Source organism: Shewanella sp. UCD-KL12, from assembly GCF_001957125.1.
In the GTDB taxonomy this organism is placed as follows: Bacteria; Pseudomonadota; Gammaproteobacteria; order Enterobacterales; family Shewanellaceae; genus Shewanella.
This window is the reverse complement of the sequence record NZ_MPHJ01000017.1, coordinates 1-19283: the sequence shown is the minus strand read 5'-3', so window position 1 is coordinate 19283 and position 19283 is coordinate 1. Positions and strand designations below refer to the sequence as shown.

At 42.4% G+C, this 19283-nt stretch carries 18 protein-coding genes and 1 rRNA gene; 9 read left to right on the top strand and 10 right to left on the bottom strand.

Annotated elements, in window-relative coordinates:
- The first annotated feature begins 43 nt into the window (after positions 1 to 43).
- The 4 genes from BM736_RS20725 to BM736_RS20710 all read left to right on the top strand — a co-directional run bounded on the left by BM736_RS20725 (position 44) and on the right by BM736_RS20710 (position 4839).
- A complete protein-coding gene (locus BM736_RS20725) occupies positions 44 to 1261 on the top strand; it encodes an aspartate aminotransferase family protein (protein ID WP_076415722.1) in 1218 nt (405 codons plus the stop codon).
- A gap of 146 nt (positions 1262 to 1407) precedes the next feature.
- Positions 1408 to 2427: an arginine N-succinyltransferase gene (gene astA, locus BM736_RS20720; protein WP_076415720.1), complete on the top strand. Its 1020-nt coding sequence runs from the start codon at positions 1408 to 1410 to the stop codon at positions 2425 to 2427.
- Between the two features lie 9 nt (positions 2428 to 2436).
- Positions 2437 to 3897 (top strand): succinylglutamate-semialdehyde dehydrogenase, encoded by a 1461-nt coding sequence (gene astD, locus BM736_RS20715; protein ID WP_076415718.1) that lies wholly within the window; start codon positions 2437 to 2439, stop codon positions 3895 to 3897.
- 144 nt (positions 3898 to 4041) lie between these two features.
- Positions 4042 to 4839 carry a DUF1338 domain-containing protein gene (locus BM736_RS20710; protein ID WP_076415716.1) on the top strand — a complete coding sequence of 266 codons (798 nt, stop codon included), beginning with the start codon at positions 4042 to 4044 and terminating at the stop codon, positions 4837 to 4839.
- Between the two features lie 89 nt (positions 4840 to 4928).
- On the opposite strand, the gene BM736_RS20705 is transcribed toward BM736_RS20710, so the two are convergent.
- From BM736_RS20705 to crp, 4 genes are all read right to left on the bottom strand, one after another.
- Positions 4929 to 6251, bottom strand: a complete 1323-nt coding sequence (locus tag BM736_RS20705) for an ATP-binding protein (RefSeq protein WP_076415714.1) — start codon at positions 6249 to 6251, stop codon at positions 4929 to 4931.
- A complete protein-coding gene (locus BM736_RS20700; protein WP_076415711.1) occupies positions 6248 to 6922 on the bottom strand; it encodes a response regulator transcription factor in 675 nt (224 codons plus the stop codon). Before BM736_RS20700 ends, BM736_RS20705 begins: the two co-directional genes overlap by 4 nt.
- A gap of 29 nt (positions 6923 to 6951) precedes the next feature.
- Complete coding sequence (locus tag BM736_RS20695) at positions 6952 to 7290, bottom strand: PepSY domain-containing protein (protein WP_076415708.1); 339 nt, start codon at positions 7288 to 7290, stop codon at positions 6952 to 6954.
- Between the two features lie 81 nt (positions 7291 to 7371).
- A complete protein-coding gene (gene crp, locus BM736_RS20690; protein WP_012144207.1) occupies positions 7372 to 8007 on the bottom strand; it encodes a cAMP-activated global transcriptional regulator CRP in 636 nt (211 codons plus the stop codon).
- A 446-nt stretch (positions 8008 to 8453) separates the two neighbouring features.
- On the opposite strand from crp, the gene BM736_RS20685 reads away from it, so the two are divergent.
- A complete protein-coding gene (locus BM736_RS20685; RefSeq protein ID WP_076415705.1) occupies positions 8454 to 9233 on the top strand; it encodes a tetratricopeptide repeat protein in 780 nt (259 codons plus the stop codon).
- A 486-nt stretch (positions 9234 to 9719) separates the two neighbouring features.
- Here the strand turns inward: BM736_RS20685 and BM736_RS20680 are convergent, their stop codons facing one another.
- The 3 genes from BM736_RS20680 to BM736_RS20670 form a co-directional block, all read right to left on the bottom strand.
- Positions 9720 to 10613, bottom strand: a complete 894-nt coding sequence (locus BM736_RS20680; protein WP_076415703.1) for a phosphoribulokinase — start codon at positions 10611 to 10613, stop codon at positions 9720 to 9722.
- Between the two features lie 153 nt (positions 10614 to 10766).
- The gene (locus BM736_RS20675; protein ID WP_076415701.1) at positions 10767 to 11003 is read right to left on the bottom strand and encodes a YheU family protein; all 237 of its coding nucleotides are present in this window, start codon (positions 11001 to 11003) and stop codon (positions 10767 to 10769) included.
- A 19-nt stretch (positions 11004 to 11022) separates the two neighbouring features.
- Positions 11023 to 11985: a hydrolase gene (locus tag BM736_RS20670; RefSeq protein WP_076415699.1), complete on the bottom strand. Its 963-nt coding sequence runs from the start codon at positions 11983 to 11985 to the stop codon at positions 11023 to 11025.
- Between the two features lie 179 nt (positions 11986 to 12164).
- Here BM736_RS20670 and BM736_RS20665 point away from each other — a divergent pair, with 179 nt between their 5' ends.
- Both BM736_RS20665 and BM736_RS20660 read left to right on the top strand, forming a co-directional pair.
- On the top strand, positions 12165 to 12674 hold the full coding sequence (locus tag BM736_RS20665) for a TAT leader-containing periplasmic protein (RefSeq protein ID WP_076415697.1): 510 nt from the start codon (positions 12165 to 12167) through the stop codon (positions 12672 to 12674).
- An 87-nt stretch (positions 12675 to 12761) separates the two neighbouring features.
- Positions 12762 to 14348: a GMC family oxidoreductase gene (locus tag BM736_RS20660; RefSeq protein ID WP_076415694.1), complete on the top strand. Its 1587-nt coding sequence runs from the start codon at positions 12762 to 12764 to the stop codon at positions 14346 to 14348.
- A gap of 85 nt (positions 14349 to 14433) precedes the next feature.
- On the opposite strand, the gene BM736_RS20655 is transcribed toward BM736_RS20660, so the two are convergent.
- Positions 14434 to 14871, bottom strand: a complete 438-nt coding sequence (locus BM736_RS20655) for a TIGR02444 family protein (RefSeq protein WP_076415692.1) — start codon at positions 14869 to 14871, stop codon at positions 14434 to 14436.
- 71 nt (positions 14872 to 14942) lie between these two features.
- A complete protein-coding gene (locus tag BM736_RS20650) occupies positions 14943 to 16853 on the bottom strand; it encodes an ABC transporter ATP-binding protein (RefSeq protein WP_076415689.1) in 1911 nt (636 codons plus the stop codon).
- Positions 16854 to 17034: 181 nt separating this feature from the next.
- On the opposite strand from BM736_RS20650, the gene BM736_RS20645 reads away from it, so the two are divergent.
- Entirely contained in the window at positions 17035 to 17235 is a 201-nt protein-coding gene (locus tag BM736_RS20645; RefSeq protein ID WP_083700423.1) for a YheV family putative zinc ribbon protein, read from the top strand.
- A gap of 98 nt (positions 17236 to 17333) precedes the next feature.
- Here the strand turns inward: BM736_RS20645 and BM736_RS20640 are convergent, their stop codons facing one another.
- Positions 17334 to 18050 carry a helix-turn-helix domain-containing protein gene (locus BM736_RS20640; RefSeq protein WP_076415687.1) on the bottom strand — a complete coding sequence of 239 codons (717 nt, stop codon included), beginning with the start codon at positions 18048 to 18050 and terminating at the stop codon, positions 17334 to 17336.
- Positions 18051 to 18994: 944 nt separating this feature from the next.
- Between BM736_RS20640 and BM736_RS20630 the strand changes: the two genes are divergently transcribed.
- Positions 18995 to 19283, top strand: a 16S ribosomal RNA gene (locus BM736_RS20630); the annotation flags it as partial.

The window sequence follows — 19283 nt, the reverse complement described above, 5'->3', positions numbered from 1 at the left end:
AGTGGCTTATAGAGCCATTAACGATAATAAAGGATGAGAAGGTATGAGCGTCAACAATACACTGACAAGAGCCCAATTTGATGAAGTCATGGTGCCTAACTATGCGCCATCGGCAGTTATTCCTGTACGTGGTGAAGGTAGCCGAGTTTGGGATCAAGATGGTAACGAGTTCATCGATTTTGCCGGCGGTATTGCCGTTAACTGTTTAGGCCATTGTCATCCAGCTCTTGTTGGTGCACTAAAAGCACAAGGTGAGAAGATCTGGCACCTATCTAATGTTATGACCAATGAGCCAGCTCTTGAACTTGCGACTAAGCTCGTAGAGGCTACCTTTGCCGACCGTGTTTATTTTGCTAACTCAGGCGCAGAAGCAAACGAAGCAGCACTTAAACTTGTTCGTCGTTACGCTATGGATAAGTTTGGTGCAGAGAAAGATCAGATCATTGCTTTTGATAAAGCATTCCACGGCCGTACCTTTTTCACTGTGAGTGTTGGTGGCCAAGCTGCTTACTCTGATGGTTTTGGTCCTAAGCCTCAAAGTATTACTCATGTTCCATTTAACGATATTGCAGCGCTAGAAGCGGTTATTTCTGATAAAACCTGTGCAATTATGATGGAGCCTCTACAAGGTGAAGGCGGGATCATTGATGCCGACCCTGAATTCCTTAAAGCCGTTCGTGCACTTTGTGATAAGCACAATGCACTATTGGTATTTGATGAAGTGCAAACGGGTGTTGGCCGCTTAGGTGAGCTATATGCTTACATGCGTGGTGATGTCGTACCTGATGTGTTGACCACAGCTAAAGCGCTAGGTGGTGGTTTCCCTATCGCAGCCATGCTTACAACGAAAGAGATTGCAGATCACCTAAAGATTGGCACCCATGGTTCAACTTACGGCGGTAACCCGCTTGCTTGTGCTGTTGCAAATGCAGTAATGGATGTTGTTAATACTCCAGAAGTTCTTGATGGTGTAAAAGTGCGTGAGCAGCTTATCCGTGACGGTCTTAATAAGATTAACGATAAGTACCAAGTATTCTCAGAAGTGCGTGGTCAAGGGCTACTGCTAGGTGCTGTGCTTAATGACGAGTATCAAGGTCGAGCTAAAGAGTTTTTAGTTGCTGCGACTGGCGAAGGGCTGATGAGCCTAGTTGCTGGTGCCAATGTTATTCGTTTTACTCCTTCATTAGTTATACCTCAGGCAGATATCGCTGAAGGTTTAGTACGTTTCGAACGTGCTGTTGCTAAAGTCGTTGCCGGCTAAATGAGATTGAGGGTAGGGCGAATTGCTTCTACCCTTTTTTATCATTGGCATACTTGAACCTTAGCTCGTTAGGACTTGTCTTATATAGGTAGTCATACTAAAGACAAGCTTTCGGTTAAGCGACGAGTATCAGTGAGGAGATATAGATGTTAATCATACGTCCGATCCGATCTAGCGATTATGAAGCGCTTTATCAAATTGCCGAAGAGTCAGGTCATGGCTTTACCTCTCTTCCAGTAAACGAAGATTTACTGAGAAGCAAAATTGCCCGCGTTGAAGCCTCCTTTGAAAAGCAGATCGAAAAGCCGTTCGATGAAGGCTATTTGATGGTGCTTGAAGATACTGCAACGGGTGAAGTGGTTGGCACTTGTGGCTTAGAAGCTGCTGTAGGTATGGAGGATGCGTTTTATCATTACCGTTTAGGTACTGAGGTGTACCACTCCGAGCAGATTGAAGTCCGCAATGAGGTTGAAACATTAACCTTATGCCACGATTACACTGGTGCCGCGGAGCTTTGTACACTATTTTTGCGCGACACTTACCGTAAAAATAATAATGGCAGAATGCTATCTCGTAGCCGCTTCCTGTTCTTAGCGCAACATAGCGAACGCTTCGGGGAAACCGTTATTGCAGAGATGCGCGGTGAAAGTGATAGTGAAGGCAACTCTCCATTTTATGACTGGCTTCAAAAACACTTTTTAGGTATTGATTTCGTTGAAGCAGATTACCTTTCAGGCTTAGGTCAGAAAGCATTTATGGCTGAGATGATGCCTAAGAATGCTGTTTATGTGTGTTTGCTGCCAGAGGATGCTCAGAAGGTGATAGGTGAGGTTCATGCTAATACTCGACCTGCTTTAAACCTACTGCAAGCGGAAGGCTTTAGATGCCGTGGCTATGTCGATATTTTCGATGGTGGCCCCACAGTTGAATGTAATCTTAATGATATTCGATCTGTAAAAGAGAGCCGTTTATACACGATTAATATAGGCAATGCTCCGCAGTCTGATACCAGCTTTATTATATCAAATACTCAACTAGCTAATTATCGTGCAACCTCAGCTAAACTTCTGATCACAGAAGATAGCGATGAGGTGACTATCTCTGCAGAACTTGCTCAAGGTTTACTATTACAGCAAGGCGATCAGATCCGCGTTTTGGCGATGTAGGAAGAAAAAATGACACAATTTATCAAAGGTCAATGGGTAGAAGGCCTAGGTCATGAAGTGACCTCAACAAACCCTGCAAATAAAGAAGTGATTTGGACTAGTAAAACTGCAACTGCTGAACAAGTTAATAGTGCCGTTGATGCCGCTCGCGATGCACAGTTTGATTGGTTTATGCTAGGTTTTGAATCACGTCTTGCCATTGTTGAAGCATATAAAGCCCAGCTTGAAGAGAGTAAAGCTGAAATTGCTGAAGTTATTGCTCAAGAGACGGGTAAGCCTCAGTGGGAAACTGCAACAGAAGCAGGTGCCATGATAGGTAAGATTGGTCTGTCAGTTGCGGCGTACCACAAGCGTACCGGTAGTAGTGAAAATGATATCCCTGCAGGCCGTGCAGTACTACGTCATAAACCTCATGGTGTTGTGGCGGTATTTGGTCCTTATAACTTCCCTGGCCACCTTCCAAACGGTCATATTGTACCAGCGCTTCTTGCTGGTAATACCGTAGTGTTTAAACCATCAGAGTTAACCCCAAAAGTTGCGGAGTTGATGCTGAAGTTATGGGACAAAGCGGGTCTGCCTACAGGTGTAATCAACTTAGTTCAGGGCGAAGTTGAAACAGGTAAGGCACTGGCTTCGCATCCTCAAATTGATGGATTATTCTTTACGGGTAGCTCAAGAACGGGTCATATCCTGCATCAGCAATATGCTGGTGAGCCTGGCAAAATTTTGGCTCTTGAAATGGGTGGTAATAACCCGCTTATTATTAAAGGGGTTAAAGACACCAAAGCTGCAGTTCATGACATTATCCAGTCGGCCTTTATCTCTTCAGGTCAGCGTTGTACATGTGCACGCCGACTCTACGTTGAAAAGGGCAGTGAGGGCGATGAGCTACTTGTTCAGCTTACAGAAGCTGTTAAACAGATAAAAGTAGGCGCTTGGAATGCTCAACCTCAACCATTCATGGGCTCAATGATCTCAGAAACTGCTGCAAAAGGCATGGTTGAAGCACAACGTAATTTACTTAACCTAGGTGCAAGCTCTTTAGTTGAGTTGACTCATATCGAAGAGGGAACAGGGCTTGTTTCTCCTGGCCTTATCGATGTAAGTAAAGTTATTGAGTTACCTGATGAAGAGTACTTCGGCCCGCTTTTACAAGTGATACGATATAGTGATTTTGATGAGGCGATCAAACTTGCTAATGATACTCGATATGGTCTTTCAGCGGGTATTTTGGCTGATAGTCGCGATGATTATGATTACTTCTTAGCGCGTATTCGTGCTGGTATCGTCAATTGGAATAAACAGATAACAGGCGCTTCTGGTGCTGCACCTTTTGGTGGCGTCGGCGCCTCGGGTAACCATAGAGCGAGTGCGTTTTATGCTGCCGATTACTGTGCCTACCCTGTCGCTTCAGTTGAAGCCGATGAGGTTAGCTTACCCGCTAACTTGAGCCCAGGTTTAAGTTTATAAGCTGGTTACGAGTATATGGGGAACACCTTGAGGTGTTTCCCTTTTTTATGTACAGAAAGTATGAAGCTTTCTGGTTACTTTAAGCTGTATTTAGATCTTGAAAAATAAAACCAGCGTATGAATTGATGTCATTAAGGAAAAATGATGCACACAGATATTAATGAATTGTTTGAAAACCTTTGGAGTGATTACCTAAAGATGACGCCTTCAGCTGTTAAAGTTCATCAGCTGCTATCTAAAGGCGAAACCATCATCAATGACCATATCGCACTGCGTACCTTCAATATTGCCAAGGTTAATTTAAGTGTCTTATCTGCTCATTTTGAGGCATTAGGCTACAAAGATTGTGGTGATTATCATTTTGAAGCCAAGAAACTAAAGGCAAAGCATTTTGAGCACCCTGATGCGACACAGCCGAAAGTGTTTATCTCTGAGCTATTGGTTGAAGAGTTTAGTGACGAATTACAAGAAACGATAACCGCTTTGATTGAGCAGGTTGATGTTGAAGCGACTAAAGCGGATAACTTCATCTACTCAGGACGTCATTGGCAGCTGGACTCAGCGACTTATGATGCGTTGCTTGCTGAAAGTGAGTATGCGGCTTGGGTTGCAGCATTTGGTTATAGAGCGAATCACTTCACAGTGTCTATTAATCATTTACCAGAGTTTAGTAATATTCTGGATGTTAATGAGGCGCTTAAAAATGCTGGCTTCGTTCTGAACTCTGCTGGCGGAGAAGTAAAAGGATCTGCAGAAGTGCTACTGGAGCAATCATCTACAATGGCTGACCGTATTACAGTTGACTTCAGAGACTCTCAGAAAGAGATCCCAAGCTGCTTTTATGAGTTTGCACTACGTTACCCTAAAGCTGATGGAACGCTTTACACAGGCTTCGTGGCTGCTTCTGCAGATAAGATATTTGAGAGCACTAACGCCAGCTAGGTATATTGCTTAATCGCTTTATTAAAGAGGTGGCCTGAACGATGTGCAGGCCACCTCTTTAATACCAATTGCATTAAAGGAGTCTTTTACTAAAACGCTAAGCTGATTTTGAGCCCACCTAAGTCGCTGTGCGAAAAGGTCAGTTCAATTTCATATTGCTCTGCAATGTCTTTGACGATGGAAAGGCCAAGGCCGTGGCCCATCGTTGCTTCATCCATTCGTTTGCCACGATTGGTGAGTAACTCTAGCTCTTCAGTTTCAACCCCTGGCCCATCATCCTCAATGATTAAGGTGATAGCCTCTCCATGGGTCATGGCTGTAACGTCTACTCTGCTGCTCGCCCATTTATGGGCGTTATCAAGCAAATTACCGATTAACTCCATCCCGTCTTCACGATGAAGTGGTAGCCTAGGTATCGTTTCTGGAATGCTGATGTTGCATTGTAAGGCTTTGCTAAAGTGTACTTTACTCAAGGTATTACAGAGGTCTTGAAGATCTTTAGGCAGCTGCATTTGGGCTGCAGGCAGCATATCCCCAGTGATCCTCGCTGAAGCTAACTTACGTTCAATCATCTTATGTACGAGATCGAGTTGCTTTTGCATTGCAATCGCAGCTTCAGGATCTTTTAGCCCTAATGCTTCAACTTGCTGCTGCATCACTGCCAGAGGGGTTTTTAATCCATGACTTAGGTTACCAATATTATTCCGGCTACGTTCTATCTGTTTACTAGAGTATACAAGTAGCTCATTGTAAGTCGTCGCTAGTGGTCTAAGCTCCGGAGGAATATTGTTGACCTCTAATGAGGTGATCTCTCCCTCTCTCAACTTCGATAATACTTGTTGGATTTGATGGACAGGTTTAAAAGATTGTCTTAAAACAAGAAAGATCCCGGTTATCATAGCCAGCAGCATGGCCAAGTTGACACCCAGTTTTGTTCCATAGATTTGGGTGAAAATTTTGCGTCCAATACTAAGATCTTGTGCCACGGTTAGTGTCGCAACAACATCAAGTGAGTTAGAGCCCAAACCTAGTGATAACAGTTGGATATCATGGTTCTGCGGACCTTTGGTCTGCCAAACTCGGCTTTCCCCTTTCTCAAGCATTTTTATATCAAGCTTTTGATCCCAAAGGGAGCGGGATCGCACCTCTTGCCCAGCCATATTCAGTTGGTAATAACGGCCGGAGAAAACGGGTTTATAAAAACCAGAAAGTTGGGTTTGATCTATGGTCAGAGTATCGTCTTGAAATTGAGTTGCGAGTAGAACTTGCTCAAGATCTTCCTGTAATCTGGCGATGATGGAGTCATGAAACGCTTGCCTCAGCATCGTTTCGAAAAAACCGATGCCGATTGCAGTTGAAATAATAACTAAAGCAGTAAGCCATAGGCTCAGCTTAGTACGGATTGAGATCATTCTTTGATGCCGTGGAAGATATAACCTTGTCCACGTCTAGTCTCAATGGCTGTTTTACCAAGCTTTTTTCGTAAGTGGGTGACATACACTTCAACGACGTTACTCTCTTTCTCATCATCAAATTGATAGAGCTTATCGGTGAGTTGCGATTTAGAGAGTAACTTCTTAGGCGACATCAAGAATATCTTAAGTAGCCTAAACTCCATTGCTGTTAGTTCGAAGTTTCTGTCTTCTACCATCACAGACTGTTGGTTTTCATCAAGTGTGATGCCAGAAAAGCTAAGTTCTTTGGTTGGTGAGCTTGCTTTACCGTGGGCGCGGTGAATCAGTGCATGGATTCTGGCTAGTAGCTCCTGAGTGTGGAAAGGCTTCCCTAAGTAGTCATCTGCGCCTGCATTAAAGCCTTCAACCTTTTCATGCCATTGGCTACGAGCTGTCAGCATGATAACTGGAGTATTAAAGCCTTGGTTACGCCACTTTTCGAGTAGCTCTAGCCCATTACCGTCGGGAAGGCCGATATCTAGAATGACACAATCGTAATTTGTCTCTTTTAGGAGGTAGTCTGCTTCTGCTGCTTTATCGGTAACGTCAGTGACATAACCTGCAAGCTTTAGCTGCTTTTCTAGTTCTTCTACAAGTAGTGCATTATCTTCAACGAGCAGTAATTTCATAATAACCTGTCATTTCGTTATGGCCAGAGCTAGTCTTCAAAAGCTCTACAACCTGATGGCAATGGTTTATAGGGATCAGGGCGTCCAGTGCTTGCATCTAGACTCAGATCTATAATTTGGCCACGTTGGGATTTAATTTGCAAATCATAACGCCACTTTCCCTTTTCTTGATAGAGATGGGCATCGATGAGCTTACCATAACAGAAATGTTTACTCTTGGAGAGAGTGACATCTAAAGAAAGGATTTTTCCAGCGCTAACTAAGTGTTTTGCTTGGTAGTGTTCTAGCTCGATTAGGGCTGAACCTTGTGCTTTTTGAATTGAAAAAGACGCAAGAGCTAACAAGATGATGAACAGTGCCCTTGTCATTAAAATGTCTCCAAAAAAAATGGCCTGAGATTATCTCAGGCCACTTTATCGAAGCTGTCTTAAACCTAACTTAATGTTAGCTTATCGGGTACCGTATACCACGATGGTTTTACCATGTGCTTGTATAAGGCTTTGCTCTTCAAGCATTTTTAGGATTCGACCAACAGTCTCGCGAGAACAACCTACAATTTGACCAATTTCCTGACGTGTGATCTTAATCTGCATTCCATCAGGGTGAGTCATTGCATCTGGCTGCTTAGCCAAGTGCAGTAATGTCTGGGCAATTCTTCCAGCAACATCCAAGAAGGCTAAGTCACCAACTTTCTGACTTGTGCTGTGTAGGCGGTATGCCATCTGAGAAGAAAGTTTCATCAAAATTTCAGGGTTTACCTGAATAAGTTGTTTGAACTTCTTATAAGAAATTTCTGCAATTTCACATGGCTGTTTGGCGCGAACCCAAGCTGTACGTTCAGCTTGCTCTTCAAACAGACCTAGTTCACCGATGAAGTCACCTTGGTTTAGGTAAGAGAGAATCATCTCTTTGCCTTCTTCATCTTTAATTAAAACCGCTACAGAACCTTTGACGATGTAGTACAGCGTATCTGATTCTTCACCAGCGTGGATCAAAGTGCTCTTGGCTGGGTACTTATGAATGTGACAGTGTGATAAAAACCATTCCAAAGTAGGATCTGGTTTAGGCTTACCAATAAGAGCCATGCCTATGTTCCTCGACTGTTTAAAATTAATACAAGAATGTTCTTGTTGAGCAGTTTACGTTAGTTTACTCAGCAAAACCTAGATAAAGGTCTAACTTTAGAATAAATGAATCTTCGTAACTCACTTACAATAAAGTTTATTTTGATACATTAGTAATATATGTCAACTAATACCATGTAAATATGTATAAAACGGCTTGATTAGGCTATTAAAATGGGATAATTCAATGTTCTTGCCTAACTTAGGCTGGTAGTTAAAGTGATAATGTATGGAGAAATACGCTTTTTTCTCGACTTTGTCTTATAAATCTGGCTAACTCAATGAAATAGTATTTTTTGTGCTAATTGGCTTCTCAAATTTATTTTGTTATAAAGCTGATTTCACTATTGTTTTTGGGTCGTAGCATTACGCTTTATCACTTAGGCGTGTTTTATCAGGAGTTGAAAATGAAATTCTATCCAATTATTTTAACTGCAGGTCTTATCTCTACTTTGTTGACCAGTAGTGTTGCTCATGCATTTTCAATTCCTCAGCCTAAAACGGCCGTTTCAGCTAGTAAAGTCGCACATATTCAGCTCAAAGCGGCTGAAGGAGAGAAAGAGGCTGAGTTTCTACTTGGGCTGATGTATCTTTCTGGTCGATTTGTACTAGAAGATCAAAAGTTGGGCGTAGAGTGGATGGCTGCAGCTGCCCAACAGGGTCACCCTAAAGCTCAGCAAACGCTAGCAGACCTCTCTTTTGAAGGAAATATCATTGAACGCGATCTTGTTACAGCTGAACATTGGTATTTGTCATTAAGTGAGCAAGGCAACAAGTGGGCTAATTTCAGATTGGGCTTCATCTATGCTGCTGGTGGAGAGGGGATCGAAAGAAACTGCGGTAAAGCTGTAGAGCAGTTTAACTCAGTGGGTGATGAAGTCTCGCTAGGTAATGTTGCTTGGATTTTAGCGACATGCCCTGAAGCTCAATACCGTAACGGTGATAAAGCAGTAAAATTAGCGCAAAGCTTAGTAGAGCTTAATCATGAAGATCCAACGAATTTAGATAATCTCGCTGCAGCCTATGCTGAGACAGGGGATTACCATTCAGCTGTCGCTACGCAGCAAAGAGCTATTGACGCACTTAAGAACACTGAGATGGTAAATCGTTCAGATGAATTTGAGCAGAGGTTGCAAACATATCAGCAAAATAAGCCTTTTCGTGAAGTGATCCCTTTGATGGATTAAGCAAGGTCTTAGCAGCGAGTTAAGAGTTCCTAGGTGTCATTCACGGAGCATTATGTTGAGTTATTTATTAAGCCAGTTGGTGATCCTAACTGGCTTTTTTGATTTTCTTTATTGGATGAAGTCGCTAGTTTCAAGGATCTTCTTAGAAGGGAATAGTCAGCAAGTTCAAGAACTTTTTACTTCGAGAAGCAGATCAAGCATGAATATGGAATTTATTATTGAATGGAGTAGCTAGCTTCTAGGATCTTCTTAGAAGGGAATAGCCAGCACACTCAAGGAAACAAACAGATCAAGCATGAGCGTGGAATTTACTTAGAAATTAACAGTATTAGGAATAGCCAGCACACTCAAGGAAACAAACAGATCAAGATGGGGGAATTTACTCCCAAGAGCATGCTAACTCATCAGTCTTTCGCCTGAAATCCCGACGAGAGCTAGTCTACAAGATCTGTATTAAACGAATCTTAAGCTTTTGTATGAGCTAAATTAAGTCTCTTCATTATCAAGTGAAAGAAGTTGCTGACGTTTTTCCTGAAGGTCTCTAATGAGTGGGGTAAGTATCAACTCCATAGCAAGAGACATTTTACCGCCAGGTACAACCATAGTGTTTATACGTGACATAAATGAGCCCTCAATCATTTTAAGATAGTAAGGGAAGTCAACATTCTTAATACCGCGAAAGCGGATCACAACAAAGCTTTCATCTAGGCTAGGTATGTTCTTAGCGCTGAATGGATTAGACGTGTCTACAGTAGGGACACGCTGAAAGTTAATATGAGTACGTGAAAATTGCGGCGTCATATGGTTAATATAATCATCCATACTCCGCACAATTGAGCCCATTACTTTTTCTCTGCTATGCCCTCTATCGGAGGTGTCACGAATAATTTTTTGAATCCACTCTAAGTTCACAATAGGTACCATGCCAATAAGCAGGTCGACATGTTCAGCTACATTGCAACTATCGGTTTTCACTCCACCATGTAACCCTTCGTAATAAAGCATATCGGTATTTTCTGGCAGAGGGTGCCATTGAGTAAAAGTACCTGGCATTTGATTAAAAGGGACGGCTTCATCAAAGGTGTGTAGATAAGCACGAGTTTCGCCCTGACCTGTTGAGCTGTAATCGCTAAAACACTGCTCTAATCTTTCAAAGTCGTTTGCTTCAGGGCCAAAATAACTGATGTTTTTATTATCTGTTTGCGCCTGGCGAATCTTTAACTCCATTTCGGGTCGAGTGTAATGATGAAAACTATCGCCTTCAACAGTTGCGGCATTGATCCCTAGTTGGCGGAAAATATGCTTGAAAGCCGTTGTGGTTGTCGTGGTACCAGCCCCTGAGGAACCTGTTACTGCGATAATGGGATGTTTTGCTGACATGACATTTCCTAAAATGGAACTTGAATCTACTGGCCTTAAAGATCGACCTTAGCCAAGATAATAAAACTGCTGATTGCTATTTTTTTGTAAGCACTTAGTTATACGGTAATCACAGCTAGTAGGTCAAATTTACATTATCTGAGGTAAACTGTTTTATCGCTTAATATGCTCAGCCTGTCTGATGGCTATAGATTCATCATCTTCACTATATTCGACGATTAGCAGCCCTTGTTTTAGTCGGTCTTTACATTGATTGGTGGCGGAGATGAGTGCCATATCATCAGTATCAGAAAAGCCACCATCTTCAACTTGAGTGAGAAGGTATTCCTTAATTAAATTATCAACCGTTGTCTTAGGTAGCTGTATTAATGAGTCATAGGGGACAAGCATCTTGAATTCTCTTTATAGGTTAAGATGTTAAAAAATTAAGTATCCGCTGCTCTAGGTAATATCTAGGTTTAAAAGGGGTACCACCATCAATAAAGCCAACATGTCCTCCCTTGTTATGCAGCTCATAGGTCACTTTGCTGGCGCACTGGTTTATATTCGGAATGACATCTTCATTCATAAATGGATCGTCAGCAGCATGGATCACCAGAGTTGGACGATGAATATCCTGTAAGAAGCGCATGCCACTGGCTCTGTAGTAGTAATCATCTGCACCATTAAACCCGTGTAAAGGGGCAGTAATCCGGTGGTCGAATTCATAAAAGGTACGCAATTGAGGTATTTCAGATAATGACACCGGTATTTGATCTGCTAATAGTGGGTTATTGACCTTGTTTTTTACTTTCTGTTGCAGCTGTTTGATTAAGTAACTTTGATAAACCTTAGAGAAGCCTTTTTCTAGGCGCTTAGCACATGCCGACAAAGCGAGTGGGGCGGATACCACGACGGCTTTTTCTATTAAGCTTTGATCTGCATATTCACCTAAGTATTTAGTTAACACATTTCCACCTAAGCTATAGCCCACGGCAAAAAGTGGCGAATCAGGATAATGGCTTTTAATCCAAGTTAGGTGCTCTTGCAAATCTTGTGTATCACCGCTGTGATAGCTGCGTGCTTTACGGTTACTTTCACCAGAACAACTTCTATGGTGATGTACAACAGCGCATAGCGATTGCGCTGAACAATCGGCCAGAAGTCTACGCACGTAATGAGACTCTGAGCTCCCCTCTAAACCATGAATTATGACAATAATAGGTGCAGATTTTTTAGGCTTGCCTAGCCAATCTAGATCAATGAAATCGCCGTCGCTAAGCTCTAAGCGTTGTCGAGACAATACTGGTCTGTCCACCTTTGTAAGCACAGGTAATATCGTTTGAATGTGGGGGTTTCTAGCCCACCAAGGGGGAGAAAAGTTTCTCATCATATAAATTGGCTATTGCTGAAAATTAAAACGTGTGTTTAATTAATACTAAGTTTGTATTCTAGCATACCTGTAATTGACATTAATCTTCTCAATTTAGTTTGCTGTAATGCCCTGGTGCAATGACTTAGCTGAATGGTGTGGGTCTGTATCCTATATAAAAAATATTATGAAGGGATATCATGGAGCGACGTACTTTTTTAACCACTGCCCTAGTCGGTTCGGCTGCATTGGCACTCGGTGTAAATCTATATGAAGCCGATCATATTAAGGTCAACAAGGCCCTAGACAGTGAGCATCGGTTACTGTTTAGCGTCTTACTGCCCGTTTTTCTAGATGGGGCATTGCCTGAGGTTGAGAAACTCCGTATTGAAGCACAAAACCGTACCTTAGATGCAATTGCTCATACTATTTTGCTATTACCTGAAGATGGGCAAGCAGAGCTGGAGCAGTTATTAAGCATGCTTGAAAATAGACTCGGGCTACTTGTGTTAACGGGGAGCATGACTCCGTTAATGATGCGTAAGCCGGGTGAGCTGATTGATATGCTTGAGTATTGGAGAAATAGCTTTTTGGAGCTGATGGTCACAGCTTATCAAGGGCTGCGTGAGTTGGTTCTTGCGAGCTATTACTCCAGCCCTGAGCACTGGAGTCGCTTGAATTATGCCAAACCGACATTTCTAGCATCATAAATTATGTTGCAAATACATATGGCGACAAAGAGCCTTTCGATATTGAGCAATTGATAACAACAATAATAGTGTGAGCGGAGTAATTCAGTGGCAATACAAGATCCTATCAAAGAAGGTTTGTCCTCTGGCTGGAAACATATAGATGCTAGCAGCCTAAGCCAAGATCAGTCGTTAGAAGCTGATGTTGTTATTGTTGGTAGTGGTGCTGGTGGCGGAGTAGCGGCTGAAATTCTAACCGATGCTGGTTTGTCAGTGATTATTATAGAAGGTGGCCCCCTTAAATCATCCGAAAGCTTCAATATGGAAGAGCGCCGTGCTTATCCAAACTTGTATCAACAAGCTGCTGCAATGAAAACCAAAGATAAAGCGATTGGTATTTTCCAAGGGAGGGCTGTAGGTGGTTCTACAACGGTTAATTGGACAACTTCAATTAGGACGCCCAAAGCGGCCTTAGATTTTTGGGCCAAAGAGAAAGCTGTAAATGGCTTATCCAGAGACGCGCTTGATCCATGGTTTGAGAAGATGGAGCAAAGGTTAAATATCTCTAAATGGGAATACCAGCCGAATCGAAACAACCAAGCATTGCAGCAAGGCTGCGAAAAGTTAGGCTGGGAACATACAGTCATTAAGAGAAACGTGAAAGGCTGCTGGAATACTGGTTACTGCGGAATGGGCTGTCCAGTTAATGCCAAGCAATCTATGTTAGTGACCACCATACCTGCAGCATTAGATAAAGGTGCGATATTAGTCAGTAGAGCAAAGGTGAGTATGCTTGAACACCACAATGACAAAATCACAGCTGTGAAAGCCCTGGCTCTGAATGAGCAGCTTCAACCGACATCTGTACAATTAGTTTTTAAGGCTAAGCACTATATTTTAGCTGCTGGGGCAATACATACGCCGACTATTTTAATGCGATCTAAAGCGACCGATCCTAACCAACTATTGGGTAAGCGTACCTTTTTACATCCAACACTACTGAGTGGTGCTATTTTTAGCGATCCAATTAATGGGCATAGTGGTGCACCGCAATCGATATATTCTGATGAATTTGTCTGGAAACAAGGTGCGGGAGGCGAGCTAGGTTATAAACTAGAGGTTCCTCCGGTTCACCCTATTTTGATAGCTTCAAAAACTTTAGGCTATGGTAAGAGTCACGCAGCCTTAATGGAGCAGTTTAACCAACTTCAGGTAACCATAGCGCTAGTTCGCGATGGTTATCATGATCAAAGTCAGGGGGGAGAGGTTCAACTTACTGATAACGGTTTTGTTCTAGATTACCCGCTTACAAAAACTTTTTGGGATGCCGCTAGACGGTCTTTTTTGAGTATGGCTGAGTTACAATTTGCCGCCGGGGCTAAACAAGTTTTGCCTATTACTGAAGGTGCTGATTACCTCAATAGTTGGCAAGCGGCAAAAAGTGCAATAAGCCAATTAGATCTGGGGCCGTTAAAAACAGTCGTGGCATCAGCTCATGTCATGGGAGGGTGTCCACTTGGTGAAGATCTCAAGCTCTCTATGGTCAATAGTGAAGGTAGTTCGCACTATTATGAAAACTTATCGGTTATGGATGGTTCAGTTTTTCCAACTAGTTTAGGGGCTAATCCCCAGTTGTCTATTTATGGTATGACGGCTAGAAATGCAACCTTGCTGGCGCAGAGGTTAACATCTTAAACGCTAATGTTGAGCGGTTTCGATACTGGCACAGTAGAGGTAAATGATAAGAGCGGGTTTAGCGTTTTAAACCCGCCGTTATGAGCTAGCTTTCAAGTGAGGGGAAATCTGCCTTGTTCAAGTTAAATAAACTCAGATAAATGGCCAAATTTGATGATTCTCCACTATGAAGTAGCTGCTTAAGTTTATGCAAGATCCTACCTTGAGACTTTCTCTCTAACATTAACTCGACATCAAGCATTTGCTGATACTCTTCGGCGACTAAGCTATTTTTACTCAGCTTACGCAGCTTTCTATATGGGAGTAAAACACGCTCCTCCCAGTGCATTGTCTCTTGATGGAGTTGTGTCCAGTCTTTCAGGCTTAATAGGTAATCCTGTCTATCAAGCCAGATTGAAAGGAGTAGTAAGTTTACATTGAGCTGGTGTTCATCTTGTAATGACAAGCAAAGTGCTTGTTGTTGCAGATAATAGTCATCGCATGCTTGCCACAATGAAATATCAAAATGATTCACAAATGTCATGTCACTTCCTTGGATATAACCTAGCTAGCAATTAGTTAACTAGTCCACTCTCTATTATTTGGGTTATCTATCTAGAGTTCAGAACGTACTTGAAGTTCAATTTCTTCGATACTTTCTTGTACTTCTAGCCACTCCATTTCACTCTCTTCTAGTGCTTGAGTCAGTGCTGTTCGCTCAGTAAGAACTTGAGTTAACTTAGCTTTGTTTTCTTCATCGTACAAGCTCATATCTGCAAGCATCGTCTCGAGCTCACTTAAACGGTCATTGGCCTGTTGTTGAGCCTTTTCAAGTTTTAGCTGAACTTTACGCAGGGGCGATAGTTTCTGTCGAAGTTCGGCTTCAAGGCGCTTCTGCAGCTTCTTATCTTGAGCTGGTTTCACCTCTGTGCTGGCTTCTACTTTATTAGCGGCTTTTGCGGCATCGAGTAGCCATTGGTGGTAATCGTCAAGATCGCCATTAAAGCTGACAACTTTACCTTGGTCTACTAGGTAGTAATCGCTACAGCTAAGTCTTAATAAGTGACGATCGTGAGAGACGATAATCATAGCGCCTTCAAATGTCTGTAGTGCCATGGTTAGGGCATGTCGCATCTCTAAATCGAGGTGGTTGGTTGGTTCATCTAAAAGTAGCAAGTTAGGTCTTTGCCATACGAGTAATGCCAGAACCAAACGTGCTTTCTCACCACCAGAGAATGGACGGACTGGGGAAAGTACCATATCGCCATTGAAGCCATACCCCCCTAAAAAGTTTCTTAACTCCTGCTCACGGTGGGTAGGCGCTAAGCGAGTCAAATGCTGTAGAGGAGAATCATCTAAACGTAAGCTTTCTAATTGATGTTGAGCAAAGTAACCAATATTTAGACCTGGGTTAGTCTCATACTTGCCCTTCATAGGCTTAAGCTCTTCGGATAGCAACTTAATGAGTGTTGATTTACCTGCACCGTTACGACCAAGCAGACCTATGCGAGCACCTGGTACTAAATTCAGGTGCACACTCTTTAAAATTTCTTTGTCACCATAACCAACAGATACCTGCTCCATAGTGACCAATGGGTTCGGTAAGCTTTCTGGATCGCGAAACGCCATATGAAAGGGACTATCGGCTTGAGAAGGAAGAAGCTCAGTCATTCTTTCTAACGCTTTCAAGCGACTCTGTGCCTGTTTTGCTTTACTGGCTTTGTAACGAAACCGGTCAACAAAAGACTGCATATGAGCTCGTTCTTTTTGTTGACGTTCAAAAGCTACCTGCTGCTGAGCCATACGTTCAGCTCGAATACGCTCAAAAGCCGTGTAGTTACCTTTATAATAGTTAAGCTTATGGTGTTCAACATGGACAATTTCATCGACGATTCCATCGATAAAATCCCTGTCGTGGCTGATTAATATCAAGGTACCTTGATACGCTTTTATCCAGCCTTCGAGCCAGTACATAGTATCTAAATCAAGGTGGTTAGTAGGTTCATCAAGAAGCAGCAGATCAGAGCGGCATAAAAGAGCTTGAGCTAAGTTAAGGCGCATACGCCAGCCACCAGAAAAACTCTTAACAGGGTTACTTTGCTCTGGTTCACTGAATCCGAGTCCTGCTAGCAGGCTACCAGCTCTTGCACGGATAGCGTAGCCACCAATAGCATCAATTTTTCCATGAAGGTGAGCTATCTCGTTACCATTATCATCAAGCTGAGCTTGGTTTAATTGTGCTTCTAGTTCACGAAACTCAAAATCGCCATCAATAACATAATCTAGTGCAGAGACATCAAGTGCAGGAGTCTCCTGTGCTACGGTAGCAATTTGCCAACCACTAGGTAGAGAGATATCTCCCTTATCTAGGCTGATTTTTCCGAGTATGAGTGCTAGTAAAGAAGACTTTCCTGTGCCATTTGCACCGACTAAGCCAACCTTATGCCCAGGGTAAATAGTTAAAGAGGTTTCATCCAGAAGCGTTTTAGTGCCGCGGATCAGTTGAGCTTGTGAGATGGATATCATGAATTACGGTCTGATGATGTTCTGGGTAATATTGCGACAGATGATATCTCAGAATTGAACCACAGTGCTAGAAACAAAGTCATATTCCGTGATTATGAGGTTAATTGAATTAGATTGTGGCAAAATAGTTGAAATTGAAAGTATCCCCTTCATAAGTTTGATAGACAGTAGGTTGAGTAAAGTGACTGAAGTTAGGCTAAAAAAACGTTTTGTTGCAGGAGCTAAGTGCCCTAAATGTAAAGCAAGCGACAGTATTGTGCTATTTAAAGAGCAAGGTATTGAAACTGTTGAGTGCGTTGAATGCGATTATCGAGAACAGCAAACTGAAGATAAAGTAGCGGAAAAAGCGACTGGGGATGTGATTGGCGTCTTTAAACCCTAAGCTTACCTAGTTAAACATTCTGGTCTCATCTCAATCATTTTGGCTGTAGCCTGTAATGTGACAGCCCCTGCTTCAGCCAAAATGAGTTTGCCAATATTTTAATTATTGAGACGCTTCTCTAATACAAAGCCCATAATCCCCCCGCAAAACAGTAAAACACCAAATATCTGTAACCAAGCGTTGATAGCTCTCGGTATTTGTTCGACTTTATCTAGGCGGAATTGTCTTTTACCCATATCAGAGTTTTCGACAAATAATTGCCCTCGGTTTTCTTGGCTTAGTTTGATCACTTCATACTTACGTTTGGCGATCTCTACTCGAGTCGCATTTATAGCTGCTCTACCTTGGCTAGTGTTAGTATTGATAAGGCTATGCCAAGAGTGGAAGATATCATTAGGCTCACCCGCTAGAATAATGCCTGGTGATATGTATTGATAGCGAGACTCATTGAATAACTGTTTACCAAAACCTGTATAAAAAAGTGTTACTCCCAGAATAATCAGAGTACTTGCCATATATAGGTAGCGCCTAACATCCTTTAGTGCTCTTCGCTCCTTTTGAGAAAGCTTAAGCTCGATGTCAGGGATTTGAATGAGCTGCTTTCTATCTCTCACAAGATCAAATGAGTGAATAAATTGCTCGACAGTTATAGTTAGCGCACTTAATAGTGCGCGAAAGGTGTCGTTAGATGGGACGGACTTGTCGTTTTCAAGTTTAGACAAGTATGATTGCTCAATGCCGGCTAGCTCTGCAAGTTCTGGTTGGCTAAAACCTCTATCTGTTCTGAACTGCTTTAACTGTTGTCCTAACGTCATGTTCTAATCCTTATGAGTGCTACAAATATAAATACAAACTGATAGTGAAGATTAAGCGTTTGTATTGGTGGTTTTGCTTGCCGGCAATAGCACTATTCTTGAGTATTCCTTCATAAATATGAAGTGGAATATTTATCACTATCAAGGAATATCGCTGGTCATTGCTGATATACACGCCTATTTATCTGGTTTTGAATTGATCCCCTATCTCCAGGTGAAGCAATTGGTTAGGAAAGCGAATAAAAATCTACTAGGTTTAGAGGCATAGATGTATAGAAGTTTGAATATAGGAGCACTAGCGTTAGCCAGTTTGATAAAAGGCCTAACTAATGAGACTTGGAATAGAGTGTTAAATGTACAAACCCTCGTTGTTTGTGGGTAACTTTGGGGGTAACTAGTGAGTAATATGTGCTTAAATGCTAGCGGCTAAAAAACATCGATTTTTATCAAAAAAGCCCTTGCTATAGCGGCTGACATCCCTATAATGCGCTCCCACTGACACGGCAAACCAGTCTTCTTAAGCGATAAGCTAACTAAGATAAGTAGCTAGTCAGGGCTGCAAGAGCGCTAAATTAGTTTCTTCGTTTTAAACGTTTGAAATTAAGTTTTAAAAAGCACTTGACGCCAACAACGGGAAGTGTAGAATACGCCTCCCTAGCCAAGACGAATAGCCTTGGCAAGTAGCTCTTAATTGAGTGAATAAGCCTTCGACCTAGCGTCAACGGCGGTGCTACTTAGCACCAAGCTCTTTAACAATACGAAACAAGAAATCTGTGTGGACATTCACAGGTATTGAGTTATTCGAAATTGCTTCTTAGGAAGCAATCAAAAATTTACTCAATGAATGAATGTTCATAGATTCGAACTTAGTTCGAGTCACTTATATAAACAGTATAATTCATTGAGCCGTTCTTCATCCTTAATCGGGTGAGAACAAAAAACTTTAATTGAAGAGTTTGATCATGGCTCAGATTGAACGCTGGCGGCAGGCCTAACACATGCAAGTCGAGCGGAAACAGAAAGGTGCTTGCACCTTTGCTGTCGAGCGGCGGACGGGTGAGTAATGCCTAGATATCTGCCTAGTCGTGGGGGATAACAGTTGGAAACGACTGCTAATACCGCATACGCCCTACGGGGGAAAGGAGGGGACCTTCGGGCCTTTCGCGATTAGATGAGTCTAGGTGGGATTAGCTAGTAGGTAAGGTAATGGCTTACCTAGGCGACGATCCCTAG

Bases quoted from the DNA above. Each gene is read 5' to 3' on its own strand.
- BM736_RS20725 (WP_076415722.1), top strand. From the start codon at position 44: ATGAGCGTCAACAATACACTGACAAGAGCCCAATTTGATGAAGTCATG.
- BM736_RS20705 (WP_076415714.1), bottom strand. From the start codon at position 6,251: ATGATCTCAATCCGTACTAAGCTGAGCCTATGGCTTACTGCTTTAGTT.
- BM736_RS20640 (WP_076415687.1), bottom strand. From the start codon at position 18,050: ATGACGTTAGGACAACAGTTAAAGCAGTTCAGAACAGATAGAGGTTTT.
- BM736_RS20655 (WP_076415692.1), bottom strand. From the start codon at position 14,871: ATGACATTTGTGAATCATTTTGATATTTCATTGTGGCAAGCATGCGAT.
- BM736_RS20675 (WP_076415701.1), bottom strand. From the start codon at position 11,003: ATGCTTGTCCCCTATGACTCATTAATACAGCTACCTAAGACAACGGTT.
- crp (WP_012144207.1), bottom strand. From the start codon at position 8,007: ATGGCTCTTATTGGTAAGCCTAAACCAGATCCTACTTTGGAATGGTTT.
- BM736_RS20700 (WP_076415711.1), bottom strand. From the start codon at position 6,922: ATGAAATTACTGCTCGTTGAAGATAATGCACTACTTGTAGAAGAACTA.
- BM736_RS20680 (WP_076415703.1), bottom strand. From the start codon at position 10,613: ATGTCAGCAAAACATCCCATTATCGCAGTAACAGGTTCCTCAGGGGCT.
- BM736_RS20685 (WP_076415705.1), top strand. From the start codon at position 8,454: ATGAAATTCTATCCAATTATTTTAACTGCAGGTCTTATCTCTACTTTG.
- astA (WP_076415720.1), top strand. From the start codon at position 1,408: ATGTTAATCATACGTCCGATCCGATCTAGCGATTATGAAGCGCTTTAT.
- BM736_RS20665 (WP_076415697.1), top strand. From the start codon at position 12,165: ATGGAGCGACGTACTTTTTTAACCACTGCCCTAGTCGGTTCGGCTGCA.
- BM736_RS20670 (WP_076415699.1), bottom strand. From the start codon at position 11,985: ATGATGAGAAACTTTTCTCCCCCTTGGTGGGCTAGAAACCCCCACATT.
- BM736_RS20710 (WP_076415716.1), top strand. From the start codon at position 4,042: ATGCACACAGATATTAATGAATTGTTTGAAAACCTTTGGAGTGATTAC.
- BM736_RS20695 (WP_076415708.1), bottom strand. From the start codon at position 7,290: ATGACAAGGGCACTGTTCATCATCTTGTTAGCTCTTGCGTCTTTTTCA.
- BM736_RS20650 (WP_076415689.1), bottom strand. From the start codon at position 16,853: ATGATATCCATCTCACAAGCTCAACTGATCCGCGGCACTAAAACGCTT.
- astD (WP_076415718.1), top strand. From the start codon at position 2,437: ATGACACAATTTATCAAAGGTCAATGGGTAGAAGGCCTAGGTCATGAA.